This is a genomic window from Lancefieldella sp. Marseille-Q7238 (genome assembly GCF_949152215.1).
GTDB lineage: Bacteria > Actinomycetota > Coriobacteriia > Coriobacteriales > Atopobiaceae > Lancefieldella.
The window spans coordinates 884,317-899,638 of record NZ_OX424407.1; the positions used below are offsets into that span (position 1 = coordinate 884,317).

A 15,322-nucleotide genomic window follows, 5' to 3' on the forward strand; every position below is an offset into this window, starting at 1 on the left:
AAAACCATCTATTGATTGTCCCGATTACCAGTCAGGACAACACTGCGAGTCAAAATACGGCTTTGCCAAAAATGTTATCCATTTGGATAACGCCACGTAGGTGGCACTTTGACTTGTTAAGAGCCTTCCAACTTGGAAGGCTCTTTTTATCTACAAATCAGTCTACGCGAATATTTTTTCTATTAGTTCTTATGTCAAGTTTATTCGGCGATAGGTATCATTTATTCTGTAATTGCTTTAGTGGATGGCAATTCTTTACAGTGCTTCTAGAAAGCGCTCTTACCTGCCGAGCTCCTCAACCAACTGCTGACCGCGGGAATCATGCACAACAAAGCGAATCTCTCGCTGAGGCTCGCTGCTGCCATCAACGGCGCCACCAGCGCTGCCATCGCTGACGCTGCTATCGACAGCGCCTCCCTCAAGACGGGAAATGAACACGTCAACACGTTCATCACCAATATCGTCGGCAAACTGCTCACCCCACTCAATAACGGTGGGACCGTCAGATCCAATGGCATCAAAAAGGCCGGTATCTTCAAGCTGGCCGGAATCATTCAGACGATACAGGTCAAAATGATAGAGAGGCATCGTGCCACCTTCATACACCATCTCAATGGTAAAGGTAGGGCTCGTCACATCAGTAGCAATACCCATACCCTGTGCGATGCCTTTCGTGAACTGCGTCTTTCCCGCTCCAAGATCTCCTGTCAGCACCAGCACATCGCCGGCTGCAAGGAGCTTTCCGCACTTCTCACCAAGAGTAATCGTTTCGGAGGCGGAAGAGGATATAAAAACGCCGGGGGCCGTCATGCGTGGAAGTTTACTCATAAGAGGGCTCCTGCTTCTGAGATGTAATTTGTCCTTGCGGATGGCTGCGGAGCCATTCGCCAAGAAGGCGGAGGTCGTCGGTCAGAAGCGGTTCCCAAGCCGGATGATAGATAGTGGCCGCGGGGTGGAAGGTTGGCAACACGACAAAATGCCCCGTTTGATACAGACGTCCACGCAGCGATGTCACGCCCTTCTCGGTGCGCAAAATAAACTGCGACGCAAAATTACCCAGACACACAATCACGTCCGGCCAGATAGCGCGAACCTGATTGCGCAGGTACGGAGCGCACGCCTCAATCTCTTCGGGACGGGGATTCCTGTTTGAGGGAGGACGGCATTTGACCACGTTGGTGATGAAAATATCGTCACGAGAAAGACCTGCCGCCGCAAGGTAACCGTCAAGCTTCTTGCCCGCCGCGCCGATAAACGGCCTTCCACCGAGGTCTTCGTTCTTGCCGGGTCCCTCGCCGATAAACATGACGCGCGCGTGAGGATTACCATCCCCAAACACGATGGTATTGCGGCCTTCGCAGAGCTGGCAGAGGCGACAGTCTTTCATCTGAGCTCGAACCTCTTCGAGCGTGACAGGTGAAACGTGTGGGAGCGGATTTTCAGACATCTTGTAACCAACCATACTCTCGGGCGGACGGTGTTGCGCGCTCTACGATACTAGCCGCGCTCGCCGTGCCATGTCAATCGCGCTCGCCGCGCCACGCCGCCCGCATTACTCTACATGCATTGCACTAAAGGTAAACTTTATCGAGGCGCATTCCAAAATCGCATACGACCTCGTAGTTGATGGTATTACAAAGCTCAGCAATCTCTTCCGCGGAAATAAACTCATCGCCGTCAGCGCCCATGATAGTCACCATATCACCCACGCTGACCTCGTATCCGGGTCGATAAGAACGCGTTCTGTTGACATCAACGGCAAACATGAACTGATCCATGCAAATGTTGCCCACCTGTCGCACGCGCATGCCATCTACCAGCACATCCATGCGATTAGAAAGGCAGCGCGCGAGACCATCGGCATAACCGATAGGCACTGTTGCCACCTGGACGTTCTTCCGCGGAACCCGCCAGGTCAGTCCATACCCCACTCCATCGCCGACGTTGGGATAGACCGCGCGCGACACGCGTCCCCGCACGCTCATCACGGGCTCAAGAGCAATGCGCGGCACGGTGTTTTCCGCAGGATGAAGGCCGTACAGGCCAATGCCCACCCGGCACATATCAAACTGAATGTCGGGATGAAGGATGGTGCCGGGGGTATTGTCGGCATGTATCAAACCGGTTTCAAGTCCGGCTTCATGCAGTATCGAAACCGCCTCGGTAAAGCGATTCACCTGCAAGGCGAAATCCCAGTCGTTGAGCAAGTCAGCGGTGGCAAAATGCGTGAACGTACCGGCGCATGCAAGACCGCGATGGAAATCGATGGCGCGCCGAACCTCAAGAGCTTCTTCTCGCCGCACGCCGATGCGAGTCATGCCGGTATCAAGGGCAAGATGATACTGGCCGACCTTGCCGGCCGCAGAGGACGCCTCCCCGTATTCGAGTGCGAAATCAACCTCGTATATCGCGGGCATCAAGTCAAATGTGACCAGGTCAGCAATGCTCTCCAGAGGCGGCTGGCTGAGCACCAAAATGGGATCTTCAATGCCCGCCTGGCGCAGAGAGATACCTTCGTCAACTGTGGCGACCCCAAATTGATGGGCGCCCGCCTGGCGCAAAGCCTTAGCGCACGCAACGGCTCCGTGACCGTAAGCATCGGCCTTGACGATGGCCATCAGCTTCACACCGCGCGCCATCTGCGCCTGAAACGCCTTCGCATTGCGCTTGAGCGCGCTGAGATCTATCTCGACCCATGCCCACCTGTTATTTGGAAGCGCCATCTTTGCTACTCCGTCATCGTTTCCACAGGAAATGAGATTTGCTCTTCAAGAGCGTCCGCCGCGAGGCCGACCGCCTCGGAAATATCGGACGCCATAACGCCACGTGTGCCGAATTTCTCCACCGCCAGCTGTCCCGCATAGGCATGTACCTCGCAGGCAAGCGAGCAAAATGTTGGAAGATCGTCAACAACTCCTCCAGCCAGAGCCAAACGCCCCGCGAGAACGCCTGCAAGAACATCGCCCGAACCGGCAGTCGCAAGCGTTGCGGAGCCGGGCTTGGGTAGTACGGCCTTCTGAACACCAACGCAGGCGGTCGCCGTGCTCTTAGCAACAACGACGAGCTCAGAGCCACCGTCAGCCCAAATGATCTTGCGAGCGGCGTCAAGCTGCTCTACCAGGCTTGCGGGCGGATTGTTAATCCTGCCCACCAAGCGGCCAAGCTCGCGGCGGTGCGGCGTCAGGATAAGCGGCGCAGAACGCCTTGTGACCTCGGGAAAATCGGGCAGATTGTGGGACGTCAGGCGCGCGATACAGTTGAGCGCATCAGCGTCAACAATAAGCGGCAAGCTGGAATCGATAAGGGCCGATGTTACAGCAACCGTACCGCCGGAAACCCGCATACCTGGGCCAACAAGCGTGACCGTTCGCATGCCGGCAAGCTCGCTCACGAGAGGAACTGCGTCTTCGGTAAGCATGCCCTCCTCATCACAAGGCAGGCCGACCGCGGGAATCTCCGGGCATTGAATCTGCACCGTAGGCAAAATGGCTTCCGGAACCGCAAGGGTCACATAGCCGGCGCCCGCGCGAGCGGCGGAGCGCGCCGCCATAACCGCGGCACCCGGGAAGCGAGAAGAGCCTCCCACCACAAGCACAGATCCGCGCGAGAACTTGTCCACGTCGTTTTGCTGCGCAGGCAAGCTGTCCAGATAGTCTTCCAAATCAGTGCGCCACGCTACGGGATCCGCGTCCACTACAAGACGCTCGGTTTGCTCGGCAAGCGGTGCGACCACAATGGAGCCGCATACGTCACGGCCCGCATCCGCCAAAAGGCCTGGTTTAAGGGCTATCATCGTGACCGTCATATCCGCTATAACACAGGCGCTTTCGGCGTGGCCGGTCTGGGAGTCAAGACCCGACGGCACGTCCACCGCAAGCACGCGGGCGCCGGACTCATTGAGCGTCTCAATCCAAATGTCAAAGGGAGCGCGGACTTTTCCGTGAAAACCGGTTCCCAACATGCAGTCAAGGACGGCGTCAGCGGTGGAAAGCAAGTCCGCAAGTTCCGTCTTTGATGGGCCGACCAGCACTGATACGCCGGAGCGAACCGCGCGCTGCGCAGTTTGGCGCGCAAGATCGCCTGATATTTGATCCGGCTCAATGGGAGTAATGACCTTGACGTTAACGCTTCGCGAACGCAGCGCCTCAGCAGCCACCCAGCCGTCGCCGCCGTTGTTGCCCATGCCAGCAAGCACTACCACGTTATCGATGGTTCCCCCAAGATTCAGAACTTCCTGAGCGGCCGCATAGCCGGCACGATGCATCAGCTCGGAAACGCTCACCCCCGTACGGGTAAGCGAGACCTCGACGCGCTTAATATCCTCAACGTTCAGAACAGGCTGCATGTTCTACTCCTCAGACTGCTGTTTCATGGTGTCTATTATAGTTTCTTGCACACGCTCAAGCTCATCTATCACAGAACGCGCCTCTTTAAATGAGGCCGCAAGCGCTTGAGCTGCGTCTTCTTTCTCGTCAATTTTCGGTTTCACCGCGTCCGTCACGGTAACTGCATTTGCCACCGCAACAGAGCGGGTATGCGAGATTGAAAGGGCAACCTCGCGAACTCCCTGCTCGCGCGCCACCTCAGCCGCTCGTCCGGCGAGAAGAACCCTCGGACGACCCGCGTCATCCAGCGTAACCGAAACGTCAGAAAACCCGACACCCGCGCCAAATCCCAGCCCCAACGCCTTCAGCACGGCTTCGCGGGCGGCAAAGCGGGCGGCATAGTGCTCGGCGGGATGCGCCGTATGCTCGCAATAGAGACGCTCCTCCTCCGTAAACACACGCCTGATAAAGTGAGAATGGCCATCAATCGCCCGCTGCATGCGCGCAATCTCCAGCATATCAACGCCAATTCCTGCAAGAGCCATACGTTACCCGCGCTTACGCCGTCAACTTGAAGGGTGCAAGCGCCTTCAAAACAATTTCATTGGCTTCCTGGCAAAGCTTTTCGGAGGAAGCCTCCGCAAGTACGCGCACCAGAGGCTCGGTGCCCGATGCCCGCACCAGAACACGACCATCGCCCTCGAGGTACTTCTCGGCAGCTTCAACTGCCTTCTTTACGTCGGCGGACTCCATGGCGGCGTTCTTGTCGGTGACCTGGACATTGAGCAACTGCTGCGGGTACAGGCGGACGGGACGCGCCAGCTCCGAGAGTTTCTCGCGCTCGGCACGAAGAACTTCCATGATGCGAAGGCTGGTCATGATACCGTCGCCGGTCTTTTCCAAATCGCCAAAGATGATATGGCCGGACTGCTCGCCGCCCAGGCTGTACTCGTGCTCATTCATGCAGGCGTAGACGTTCTTATCGCCCACATCGGTCTTGGCGTAGGAAAGACCCGCGTCCTCGAAGGCCTTGAACAGCCCGAAGTTGCTCATAACCGTGGTGACAACCGTCTGCTTTGCCAGACGTCCGTACTTATTGAGATAGCAGCCACACACATACAAGATAAGGTCGCCGTCGACCACGTGGCCGCGTTCATCAACGGCCAGACAGCGGTCGGCGTCGCCATCGTAGGCAAAACCGACATCAAGGCCGTTTTGCACCACAAAGCGCTGCAGCTGGTCAATATGGGTGGAACCAGAGTCCACGTTGATGTTAAGGCCGTTTGGAGCGTTGTTGATAACGTGCGTCTCCGCGCCGAGCGCGTCAAAAACAGGACGAGCAACGCTTGAAGCCGCGCCGTTAGCGCAGTCAAGACCGATTTTCATGCCCTGAAGGCTGAAGCCGCACGAGGCAATAAGACTGGAGATATAGCGATTGCGTCCCTGCATATAGTCGATGGTGCAGCCGATCTGTTCGCCTGTGGCGAGAGGGACCTCAAAGGCGCCGTCGATGTAATCCTCAACTTGCTGGAGTATATCCTCCTCCATTTTATAGCCGTCTTTATTCACAAGCTTAATGCCGTTGTCCGTGAAGGGATTGTGAGAAGCGGTAATCATGATGCCGCAGTCAAAGGCGCCGTCGACCACCTCATAACTTACTCCGGGCGTCGGAATAACATGAAGGATATACGCGTCAGCGCCCGAAGCCACAAGACCAGAGACGAGTGCCGACTCAAACATATAGCTGGAACGGCGAGTGTCTTTTCCCAAAATCACGCGGGCGCGATGACCCTGACGAAGCCCGTAGTACCACCCGATGAAGCGGCCAATCTTGTACGCGTGGTCAACGTTGAGGCCTTCGTTCGCACGGCCTCGAAATCCATCAGTGCCAAAGTACTTCATAGCAGCTCCTTGCATATGTCGTATATCGTATGTCATAGGTCCGCGCGATGCGGACGATTGGATGTTCTTCTCGCCTCGCACGCCTACACATGCGCGGCAATACTAATATTTTAGGTGAAATCAAAGTGCAGCCAACAAGAAAAAGGGTCTGTCGTAAAATCGACAGACCCTTGTGTGCTTTGGTTCTCGCGTGTCCGCATTCCTTGCGCCAATGCACCTTGCGCTCGGATACGTCCTGAAACGTTAGCGCTTCGAGAACTGCGGACGCTTGCGTGCCTTCTTCAGGCCGTACTTCTTACGCTCGACCGCACGGGAATCGCGGGTGAGGTAACCAGCCTTCTTGAGATCCTCACGGTACTCACCGGCCTCAAGGAGCGCGCGGGCGATGCCCAGACGAAGCGCGCCAGCCTGACCGTTGATACCGCCGCCATCACAATTTGCGAAAACATCAAAATGACCAAGGGTATCGGTAACGCGCAGAGGCGCTACGGCATTGTCAACGAGCTGCTGGCGACCAAAATAGATGGCTGCCTCACGACCATTGACCACTACCTTGCCGGTACCGGGAATAAGACGAACACGAGCCACGGCCTCTTTACGACGACCGGTGCCAGTATAAACTGCAGTATTTTCAGCCATCGTTTAGCCCTCCAGCTCGATCTTAACGGGATTCTGCGCAGCATGCGGATGATTGGCTCCGGTATACACCTTGAGCTTCATTCCCTGCTTGCGACCAAGAGTGGTCTTGGGGAGCATGCCCTTAACGGCGTGCTCAATGACACACTCAGGATGCTTCTCCATAGCTTCCTTGAAAGACTCAAGCTTGAGACCTCCAAGATAGCCAGAGTGACGCCAGTACTCTTTGTAATCAGCCTTAGTACCGGTAAGGATGACCTTCTCGGCGTTGATGATAACTACAAAGTCACCAGTATCGGCGTTAGGGGTATACTGCGGCTTGTTCTTTCCGCGAAGGATCATTGCTGCCTTCGTGGCCAGACGGCCGAGCGTAGCGCCCTCAGCGTCGATGAGCACCCACTTGCGCTCGACTTCGCCAGCCTTGGCGAACTGAGTCGACTTCTTCACTAGACTCCTCCTACGAATGTACAAAATGGCAGCTTCTGGACAAGCTACCGCTGCTTTTATCAGAGATTACGGGGCTCTGTGGAAAAGCCTTAAAAGTATACTCCACTTGCACGGCAATATCACGAGGAATTTTATATACGTTCTTCAGCAAACCGAGTATTATCAGTAGTATCCCACTCATCGGAGGTTGCTGATGATTTATACCGTTACGTTAAACCCCGCACTCGATAAGACCGTCCAAATTCCGCATTTTACCATTGACCAAGTCAACCGTATCACCGATATCCGTCAGGATGCGGGAGGCAAGGGCATCAACGTATCCAAGGTTATAGCTCAGCTGGGTGGAACTTCTGTTGCTGTCGCTCTTCTTGGCGGCACTACAGGCACCTGGATTGAGCGCTCTCTTAGCGAGCAGAACATCAAAGTCCATGCCTTCGACGCCGGTGGACAGACGCGAACCAATCTCAAGGTAGTTGACGTTGTCAGTCACACCAATACCGACATCAACGAATCGGGACCTGAGGTGCGCGATGAACAGCTCACTTCCATTCTCAACGAACTTGCGGGCATGACCTCCGCGGGAGACATCGTAGTGCTCTCCGGCAGTCTCCCGCGTGGGGCTTCCATAGATACCTACGGTCGCTGGACGCGCCGCCTGCGCGAAGCGGGACTGAAAGTCTTTTTGGACGCTGATGGCGCTGCCCTCCAGGCCGGCCTTGCCGAGAAGCCCTATTACACCAAACCCAACGATCATGAACTCTCTGAGCTGGTAGGACGCAAACTTGATACCGTCGACGACATTGCCGATGCCGCGGCAGCACTTGTCGCAGAGGGTCCCAGCACCGTTTGCATCTCTATGGGAGGCAATGGCGCCGTCTATATTGCCAAAGATCAGGCATGGTACGCGTATCCTGTGCGCGTGCCGGTAGGAAGCACCGTTGGAGCGGGAGATTCGGTAGTGGCGGCTTTTGCCTATGCCGAGGATAAAGGACTTTCCATTGAGGACACGCTGCGCCTCGCTATGGCAACTGGCGCCGCCAACGTCATGGAATCCGGTACGCAAGCCGCTCCACGCTCCGTTGTGGATTCGCTGCTTGAAAAGGTGCAGCTCAAGCGCCTTACCTAACGCCATCCGCGACAAAGGTGCGGATCTCTTCAATCCGCTTTTCCGCCTGTCCACGCCCTTGCAGGTAAAGCGTCAAAAGCGCCTCGCCCGAGCGTTCGTTTACCTTGACGCCTACCGTCTCGGGAGGAGCTATCACCAGACATCGACCTTCTCGCTCCAGCTGCCAGAGCTGCTCCCTGCAAGCGTTGTATCTTTTCGCACGCGTCTCAAGCGCGTCGAGATAATACGGGAAAGCGTCATAGCGATGTGAGCGAATGGCCATTTGCTCGTTTGCGGTGCCCTTGAGGTATTCACGGTCTTGCGTCACGATCACCACTGCCCGTTTTGACGGCATGTGATCCTCGGGGATTCGCGCTCCCGAAAGTCCAAGCGCAGGAGCAAAGGGAATGGAATCGGTAGTGCCGCCGTCCAAATAGCGGCGTCCCTCCTGCTCGACCGTCCTTGATACCAGCGGCATCGAAGCCGAGGCCTGAACTTTCCAGATATCCTCAGGCAGAGATCGTACATGCAGGTACGCGGGGGTCCCAAAGGTAACGTCAGAAGCTACGGCATACATTTGCAGAGGATTTGAGTTGAATGCCTCAGAATCGCATGGGTCCAGATGATTTTGTATCTCTTCGTACATGAATTCGCTGCCGGCAATATTTCCCGTAGTGGCCAGCGACCAGAACGACATGAACCTGCGATCGTCCCGGAATGCCAGGATCACGCGCATGGCACGACCGATCTGACGAGATTTGAAGCTCACTGCATTGATGGCGCCCGCAGAGGTTCCCCACACGCTGTCGAAGTCGACAATGCCATGTTCAAGCAAGACATCCAATACGCCGGCGGTAAAAATGCCCCGAAAGCTGCCGCCCTCAAGAACGAGGGCGGCAGTCGATTGGTACGCTCCAGCCTGTTGAGACGGTCGGACCGAAGGGGTTTCTCGCTCTTCTTTTGCCGCTAGGGTTTCCTTTGCAGTTTCTGTCGAATTCCTCGCCTTAGGTTCTGTTGGGTTTTCCTTCTCGGCTTCTGCTCCCATGAGGCCTCCTTCTGTTACTTGAAAGAAGTGTACCCTCATCAGCGCCGAGCGTCCTGATACTTTTTGAACGCCATTTGATATTCTCTATTCTCACGTTTGAAACGCCAGTTAAAGAGGATGGTCATCACCAGAAGAATCACAAGATATGACCCTACAAACGAAACCCATGCCTCAGGGATGCCGGGTAACCAGCCTCCGATGAGCGCCATTATCACTAACACGGAAAACATGCAGACGTTAAATCCCAGATACCGTTTGAAATAGCTAAAGCGCAGGATAAACGGTTGGTAATTAAACCAAACCTGCTGAAACAGCCCCGCTCCTGCTCCCGCGCCAATGAGCGTCAGAACAAGGATACTTTCCTGTCTGTCGCCAAAGTCACCAAGCAGCATCACCACAAAGTACACAAGTGAAACCATCGTAAAGTAAAACGCTCCTATAACAAGACCTTTCCGCGCCGTCTCGCCCATCGTTTTGTTGGCGCCACCGCCAAACTCTTGATTGGCGGTCTGCTCAATGTTCTGCATGCCCTGCGACTGTTTAAGTTCCATGGTATCCCCTTCTCTTGGGACGTGTTGAATTTGAAACATACTCGAACACCCTGCGGCCTAGTGCCCCAATCACCTCGTGACTGCCCGCCCTCGCGCATAATGCCTCGCGCGGCTGGCTACCTTTGCCCCGAGGCACCTACCTGAGGCCAATGCGCTTTTTAATGCCTGCCGCATATTTTCTTGAGGCAACCAGGTTCTTCTCACCAAGAGAAAGAAGCATGCGTCCGGATCCCGCGGGACTAATCCCTGTAACATGGTCCAAATTGACCAATTCCTGTCGAGAAGTACGGACAAACTCCGTTTCTTTCAGGGCCGCTTCAAGCTCATGCAGGCGACTGTCGCTTTCAAGCGTTTCACCAGTTGCAAGATGAATCAGTGATGCGTTCTCGCTCGTTTCAATCCACGCTACATCGGCGAGAAACACTATGCGCCGCTTGATGGTTCCGGGAACGTACCCCGAAATTTTGCCGTCAGCCATCTGCAGCTGGCGAACAATTCCGGCAACGCGCCAGTCATCCGACCCGCTCAGGATAGTCACCTCTATCTGCGAACGACCCTTTTCCTCTACGACACGAATCTCCATCTTTCGTCCAAACAATCGATTCTGCCTGTTGCCGCCTCGCCTTAAGGCATCTCTAGCATAAGCAAACTGAATGCGAATAGCTCAGCATGCGCCCAAGATGCACTATCTGGCAGGTAGAATGCTTTTTATGCAATAAATTCAACATCGCCGCAATATTACAATCGTTCATATTGCATGTATGGCAATATGAACGATTGTTAATTCATTATTTATCTCTATTCATATTATCTTTTATGGGATCTGTTGCTCCTCTTCTTATGGAACTTCACTGCAAAAACTATGCCTAAAATAATACTTATTGTAACCAGTATGCCAGCAATTGAATAAAACACCATATGCCTAGGCAAATCGGCAAGCGGTTCAACAGAACGATTGACCAGCTTCTTTGAAGACTCCCATTCCGCAGGGACTTCACAGCGCTCTGCGTGCACGAGCAAACGATGGGTATTAACGCCATATGGTGTACAAGTTACGAGAGTAACTTGGTCTTTTCCAGGTTCGATTGAGAGACTATTTACTTCTTCAGGAAGAACAACCTCGGTTGAAGTTACTCTATATGCGTGATCTTCACCAAGCACACGAACAATGAACCAATCATTTACGCTCAGTTCATTCAGCTTATCAAAAATGCGAGCAGTTGGTAATCCGGTATGTCCCGCAAGGACACAGTGAGTTGATTCTCCACCGATAGGAACTGACGTGTTCACAACATGCCCAACACCATGCTGAAGCACTTTATCAGTTGTAAAATGATAAATGGGGAGATCAACACTAATTTTTGGTATTATCAGCTCACCCATGGTACCGTCTCCGGCAACATTGAGGACTTCCTTGTATTCTTCGTTTCCAGGCATCGTATCTTTACTGTCAAATGGGTCAATGACTTTTGAGCTACCATCACGAAGATGTTTATTAAAGGCTATTGCTTTCTCTTTTTCAGAAGAAAGATCCTCTTTTTTCATTGCTGTTACAGTTTTTTCTTGAGTCGCACTCACTTCATTTTGGGCTTGCTGATTAAGCCAATCACTTACAAATGGATAAGATATAAGTGCAAGACCTGCTACTAAAGCAATAATAGATAAAATCAGCCAAATCTGGGAACGTTTCTTTTTCTTTATATTTTCAACATTTAACTGAGTTCCGGACATCTGTATACCGGATATTTGAGGCACTGATACTTTCCTTCTACCGGACACAGTAACAGAAGCAGGAGAATCTGATGATTCTCCTGCTTCACTACCATGCTTCATATGTTTTGCATAAGTCATGGTTGAAACAAATCCTGCTTACTTAAGCGCGCTGCTTCCTTGAACGAATGATTGCAAACACGCCAGCGGCGAGAAGAACAGTTCCTGCTGCAGTAAGAGCAAAGGTACCTGCATCGCCGGTAACAGGAAGGACAGGCTGCTTCTTATCGACTACATTTTGAGAATTAACAAGGAAATTGTTCTCGGTTACACCCTCTGTAGCTGGGTTATCAGCAGTAGCAGTGGTTTCACTAAGATCAAACTCAATGTCTTCGACCTTGGTGTAGCCGGTAGGCACACCAGTCTCAGAAATCTTGTAGTGACCGGCAGCAAGGCCGGAGAAGTAGACATAGCCCTTATCATCGGAGGTAGAAGTTAAAACCTTGCCGTTGGGAAGGGTGAGAGTAAAGGTAGCACCCTTAAGAGGATTGCCTTCAGGGTCAGTCTTCTTGAAGACATAGCCATAAGTCTTCACCTTAGTTGTGCTATCAGGGGTAACAGTTGTCGAATCATAAGGGTTAGGATTAAACGTAACGGTGGCAGTGTTGCCAGTTACATCATCTGCGCTGTGAGAAAAAGCTTCAGAAGTAAGCTCTGCCTCATAGGTAACCTCAATTGATTTACCAGGGTTAGCCAGGATGTAATCCTTCTTGAACTCAATGGTATAGCCGTTCTCAGCTGCCGTCAGGGTGTAATCAGCGCCGGAAACTGCCGTCTCACCATTGATCTTAATGGTGCTCGTCTTGATTTTAAGGCCCTTGGTCGGCTTATCACCAATCGTGAAGGTGGCGTTTTTAGAATCCTTTGGATAGTTAGGAATAGCAGTGTTGACCTTGAAGGGAACGGTATCGCCAACACTGTACTTGTCAGTAGATTCCTTGTACTCAGAACCAACAGTCTTCTTGACAGTGACATCGGTCTTCTTGACGTCGATAGGAGCAACGTCACGAGACTTATAGACACCGCCCTCGACCTTTGGTGATACGTCAACGACCATGTTCTGATACACGCGGGTCTTACCACTTGCAGAGGTAACACGGACCAGATAGTAGCCGCTTCCAAGGGTAAGCTTGGCGTTACCGTCGGCGCCTGCAGTTGCAGTAGCATTAGCGGCCTTTGAGGTCAGCGCGTTTGCGATGGCCGCAGTGGCATTCTGCATAGCGGAACCCTGAGTAAAGGTATAGCCATCGGTAGCAACGGCAGCGATCTTCTCGATCGTATCGTACTCAGAGGGCAGGCCATCCGCCATCTTGTAGGTCAGATTGTTGGCAGCATCAATATCTGCATCAGCAATCTGATAGGCACTTACAACGTCACCCGTTTCAAGACCCTTGATGGTGACTTCGCTGTCAGCAACATCCTGAGCGCTTGTAGGCGCTGCAAATGCCTTGACCGGCACCAGAGAGAAAGCCAGAACGGCTGCTGCAAGAAGACAGCTGATCCTCCCCAGAATGCCCTTAGAAGCAAATTTCATTCTTTCCTCCTTTTCATTTTCTGGTCATCCAGAATGAATCGACATTTATTTGCATCTTGTAAAGTCTTACAAGTCACAAACTGAAACAACGTGGGATACGATCTATCGACGTTTTTTCGCATTTCTCGCGAATGCGATCCCACCCGAAACCGCAAGCGTTGTACCTGCCACTACGATACCTACAATACCGGCGCCTGCGGTCGTCGGAAGACCCGGAATGGGTTCATCGGCTATGGTGATCGTCGGGACATTTCCAATCTTGGGAAGAGCTGCTTGCGCTCCGCCCGAATCTACGGTGCTCACATTGCCGTCTTCGTCGACAATGATCTTGTGAACTTGTGTATCAAGGTTATATCCGGCCGGAGCCTGGGTCTCTTTGAGCCAATAGGTCTTGCCGGCGATAAGACCGTAGAAGAGCGCTTTGCCGTCTCCGTCGGTTGTCACGGTTGCATCGGGAATAGGACTGGTAAGGGAGGCGTCGCTATAGACGAGCGCGGGGTTGTCGCCTGCGCCAAACGAGCCGTCATTGTTATCCTCATAGAGCGTAAATTTCGCGCCACTCAATGCGGTAGCTCCGTCAGTGCTCTTCTTGAGCACGGCGAGCGGCACGGCAATGTACTTATTGGTAAATACCGCTCCGTCGCCATCATATTCAGGGGTCGCCGTAAGGGTACCGTCGCCGTTGTCCACAACCTTTACCGTGACATTTTCCACGTGATCGTCGTTTTTATAGCCGGTCCCTCCGCCGCGTACCTCTGTAATGGTATAGCGATACGTACCTGGCTGAGTGTATTCGATCTTATCAAAGGCAACGGCGCCGTTGCTATCGTTGGTTTTCAGCTGATCGGTAGCATCATCCTGACCCTTAAGCCTGAACTGGAATTGTCCGTCCTCAAGCGGACGGCCTTCCAAGACCTTAGTCGCGCTGAGGCTGACTTCACCTTTTGCCTTATAGGTATTGGTGATCTCAAAGGAACCAGTCTGGGCAGTGATACCCTTAAGCGTGATCACAGAGCCTGCAGCCGAAGACGTTCCCTGCGCCGTTGCCGTTACAGCGGAAGCCTCATAGTAGGACGGAAGAGATTCTTCCTCAAACGTATAAGTATGCCCAAGGGGTCCTGCAGGGACGCTCTCTAGAGTCGTCTCATAGGTATTGGTCCCTGTTTTTGTCAACGTAACGTCGTACTTTTTCTCGTTCACCGTTCCGGCATCACGCGTGACGGTGCCCCGAAGTACCGCAGGTCGGCTTGCGTTGTTTTGAACGTGGTCATCGCCGGCCCACTGTTTTGTGATCTTCAGTTTTGACGTATCGGGAGAAACTACCGGCTTGTTATAGAGAGCCTCGGCAGGATCGCTCACCTTTGTTGTAACAGTCCCGTCAGAAGACGTTGACGTCAGGATGGTCCTGAAGGAGATCTTGGCCTTATCGTTATCATTTGAATAAAGGCCCTTGGAATCGTTAACGCCGTCACCGTCGTTATCTCCGTCTTCCAGAGTTGCGCCTTCTGCTATGGCGTCATACGCGGCCTGAGTCGCTTTTGTCTTGAGCGTGATCGAATACGTAACGCCATCCTCAAGGACCTTTGACGAATCACGTTCGGGCGACCAGGTAACGGTCTTATCGGCCATATTGAATACGGGCTTTACGTAATCCCAGCTGCCCGTTGTTGCTCCTGTTGAAGAATCGTAGCTTGCAAGCACCGTACCGTCAGACGCCGTCTTTTTCAAAACGTACTGGGGCGTCCCGGTACCGGCAAAATCCATGTTCACGGTATTAAGACCGTCATTAATGGTGACTTGCTTATAGGTAATCGACTTGGTAATGACAGAGGCGATCGCCTTGAGAGCATCTTCCAGCTCGGCGGTGTTGTTTGCCTTATAGTAGTATTTGCCATTTGGTGCCTGATGCTCATTCCCGGTATATGCATAGTTAGTCAGTTGTCTGAGGTAGTTATGTCCTCCGTACATATACACTGAATAGAGATGGTATCCGGACTGACCGAGAGC

The 15,322-nt window shown here is 53.1% G+C and carries 15 protein-coding genes; 1 reads left to right on the forward strand and 14 read right to left on the reverse strand.

Features of this window, described 5'->3' with window-relative positions:
- Positions 1–279: 279 nt before the first annotated feature.
- The 8 genes from tsaE to rplM all read right to left on the reverse strand — a co-directional run bounded on the left by tsaE (position 280) and on the right by rplM (position 7,310).
- Positions 280–828, reverse strand: coding sequence for a tRNA (adenosine(37)-N6)-threonylcarbamoyltransferase complex ATPase subunit type 1 TsaE (gene tsaE / locus QM016_RS03955; RefSeq protein WP_282710304.1), 549 nt, complete (start codon positions 826–828; stop codon positions 280–282).
- A complete protein-coding gene (locus tag QM016_RS03960) occupies positions 821–1,447 on the reverse strand; it encodes a uracil-DNA glycosylase (protein ID WP_282710306.1) in 627 nt (208 codons plus the stop codon). The genes tsaE and QM016_RS03960 overlap by 8 nt, the downstream gene beginning before the upstream one ends.
- Positions 1,448–1,571: 124 nt before the next feature.
- Positions 1,572–2,723, reverse strand: coding sequence for an alanine racemase (gene alr, locus QM016_RS03965; protein WP_282710308.1), 1,152 nt, complete (start codon positions 2,721–2,723; stop codon positions 1,572–1,574).
- 5 nt (positions 2,724–2,728) lie between these two features.
- The gene (locus QM016_RS03970; protein ID WP_282710310.1) at positions 2,729–4,345 is read right to left on the reverse strand and encodes an NAD(P)H-hydrate epimerase; all 1,617 of its coding nucleotides are present in this window, start codon (positions 4,343–4,345) and stop codon (positions 2,729–2,731) included.
- Between the two features lie 3 nt (positions 4,346–4,348).
- The gene (gene acpS / locus QM016_RS03975; RefSeq protein WP_282710312.1) at positions 4,349–4,870 is read right to left on the reverse strand and encodes a holo-ACP synthase; all 522 of its coding nucleotides are present in this window, start codon (positions 4,868–4,870) and stop codon (positions 4,349–4,351) included.
- 13 nt (positions 4,871–4,883) lie between these two features.
- Positions 4,884–6,227, reverse strand: coding sequence for a phosphoglucosamine mutase (gene glmM, locus QM016_RS03980; protein ID WP_282710314.1), 1,344 nt, complete (start codon positions 6,225–6,227; stop codon positions 4,884–4,886).
- 243 nt (positions 6,228–6,470) lie between these two features.
- Entirely contained in the window at positions 6,471–6,866 is a 396-nt protein-coding gene (rpsI, locus tag QM016_RS03985) for a 30S ribosomal protein S9 (RefSeq protein ID WP_016478072.1), read from the reverse strand.
- A gap of 3 nt (positions 6,867–6,869) precedes the next feature.
- Positions 6,870–7,310 (reverse strand): 50S ribosomal protein L13, encoded by a 441-nt coding sequence (gene rplM / locus QM016_RS03990; protein ID WP_282710317.1) that lies wholly within the window; start codon positions 7,308–7,310, stop codon positions 6,870–6,872.
- A gap of 193 nt (positions 7,311–7,503) precedes the next feature.
- Here rplM and pfkB point away from each other — a divergent pair, with 193 nt between their 5' ends.
- Complete coding sequence (pfkB, locus tag QM016_RS03995; RefSeq protein WP_282710319.1) at positions 7,504–8,436, forward strand: 1-phosphofructokinase; 933 nt, start codon at positions 7,504–7,506, stop codon at positions 8,434–8,436.
- On the opposite strand, the gene QM016_RS04000 is transcribed toward pfkB, so the two are convergent.
- The 6 genes from QM016_RS04000 to QM016_RS04025 all read right to left on the reverse strand — a co-directional run bounded on the left by QM016_RS04000 (position 8,429) and on the right by QM016_RS04025 (position 15,283).
- A complete protein-coding gene (locus tag QM016_RS04000; RefSeq protein WP_282710320.1) occupies positions 8,429–9,460 on the reverse strand; it encodes a patatin family protein in 1,032 nt (343 codons plus the stop codon). The two genes, pfkB and QM016_RS04000, sit on opposite strands and share 8 nt — an antisense overlap.
- Positions 9,461–9,498: 38 nt before the next feature.
- A complete protein-coding gene (locus tag QM016_RS04005) occupies positions 9,499–10,011 on the reverse strand; it encodes a hypothetical protein (protein WP_016478076.1) in 513 nt (170 codons plus the stop codon).
- 136 nt (positions 10,012–10,147) lie between these two features.
- Positions 10,148–10,594 (reverse strand): LytTR family DNA-binding domain-containing protein, encoded by a 447-nt coding sequence (locus QM016_RS04010; protein WP_016478077.1) that lies wholly within the window; start codon positions 10,592–10,594, stop codon positions 10,148–10,150.
- Positions 10,595–10,818: 224 nt separating this feature from the next.
- Positions 10,819–11,862 (reverse strand): class C sortase, encoded by a 1,044-nt coding sequence (locus QM016_RS04015; RefSeq protein WP_282710324.1) that lies wholly within the window; start codon positions 11,860–11,862, stop codon positions 10,819–10,821.
- Positions 11,863–11,884: 22 nt separating this feature from the next.
- Positions 11,885–13,315 (reverse strand): isopeptide-forming domain-containing fimbrial protein, encoded by a 1,431-nt coding sequence (locus tag QM016_RS04020; protein ID WP_282710326.1) that lies wholly within the window; start codon positions 13,313–13,315, stop codon positions 11,885–11,887.
- Between the two features lie 102 nt (positions 13,316–13,417).
- Positions 13,418–15,283 (reverse strand): FctA domain-containing protein, encoded by a 1,866-nt coding sequence (locus QM016_RS04025; RefSeq protein ID WP_282710328.1) that lies wholly within the window; start codon positions 15,281–15,283, stop codon positions 13,418–13,420.
- Positions 15,284–15,322 lie beyond the last annotated feature (39 nt).

Bases quoted from the DNA above. Each gene is read 5' to 3' on its own strand.
- alr (WP_282710308.1), bottom strand. From the start codon at position 2,723: ATGGCGCTTCCAAATAACAGGTGGGCATGGGTCGAGATAGATCTCAGC.
- QM016_RS04025 (WP_282710328.1), bottom strand. From the start codon at position 15,283: ATGTACGGAGGACATAACTACCTCAGACAACTGACTAACTATGCATAT.
- QM016_RS04010 (WP_016478077.1), bottom strand. From the start codon at position 10,594: ATGGAGATTCGTGTCGTAGAGGAAAAGGGTCGTTCGCAGATAGAGGTG.
- QM016_RS04020 (WP_282710326.1), bottom strand. From the start codon at position 13,315: ATGAAATTTGCTTCTAAGGGCATTCTGGGGAGGATCAGCTGTCTTCTT.
- glmM (WP_282710314.1), bottom strand. From the start codon at position 6,227: ATGAAGTACTTTGGCACTGATGGATTTCGAGGCCGTGCGAACGAAGGC.
- QM016_RS04005 (WP_016478076.1), bottom strand. From the start codon at position 10,011: ATGGAACTTAAACAGTCGCAGGGCATGCAGAACATTGAGCAGACCGCC.
- tsaE (WP_282710304.1), bottom strand. From the start codon at position 828: ATGAGTAAACTTCCACGCATGACGGCCCCCGGCGTTTTTATATCCTCT.
- QM016_RS03960 (WP_282710306.1), bottom strand. From the start codon at position 1,447: ATGTCTGAAAATCCGCTCCCACACGTTTCACCTGTCACGCTCGAAGAG.
- QM016_RS04000 (WP_282710320.1), bottom strand. From the start codon at position 9,460: ATGGGAGCAGAAGCCGAGAAGGAAAACCCAACAGAACCTAAGGCGAGG.
- pfkB (WP_282710319.1), top strand. From the start codon at position 7,504: ATGATTTATACCGTTACGTTAAACCCCGCACTCGATAAGACCGTCCAA.
- QM016_RS03970 (WP_282710310.1), bottom strand. From the start codon at position 4,345: ATGCAGCCTGTTCTGAACGTTGAGGATATTAAGCGCGTCGAGGTCTCG.
- acpS (WP_282710312.1), bottom strand. From the start codon at position 4,870: ATGGCTCTTGCAGGAATTGGCGTTGATATGCTGGAGATTGCGCGCATG.
- QM016_RS04015 (WP_282710324.1), bottom strand. From the start codon at position 11,862: ATGACTTATGCAAAACATATGAAGCATGGTAGTGAAGCAGGAGAATCA.
- rpsI (WP_016478072.1), bottom strand. From the start codon at position 6,866: ATGGCTGAAAATACTGCAGTTTATACTGGCACCGGTCGTCGTAAAGAG.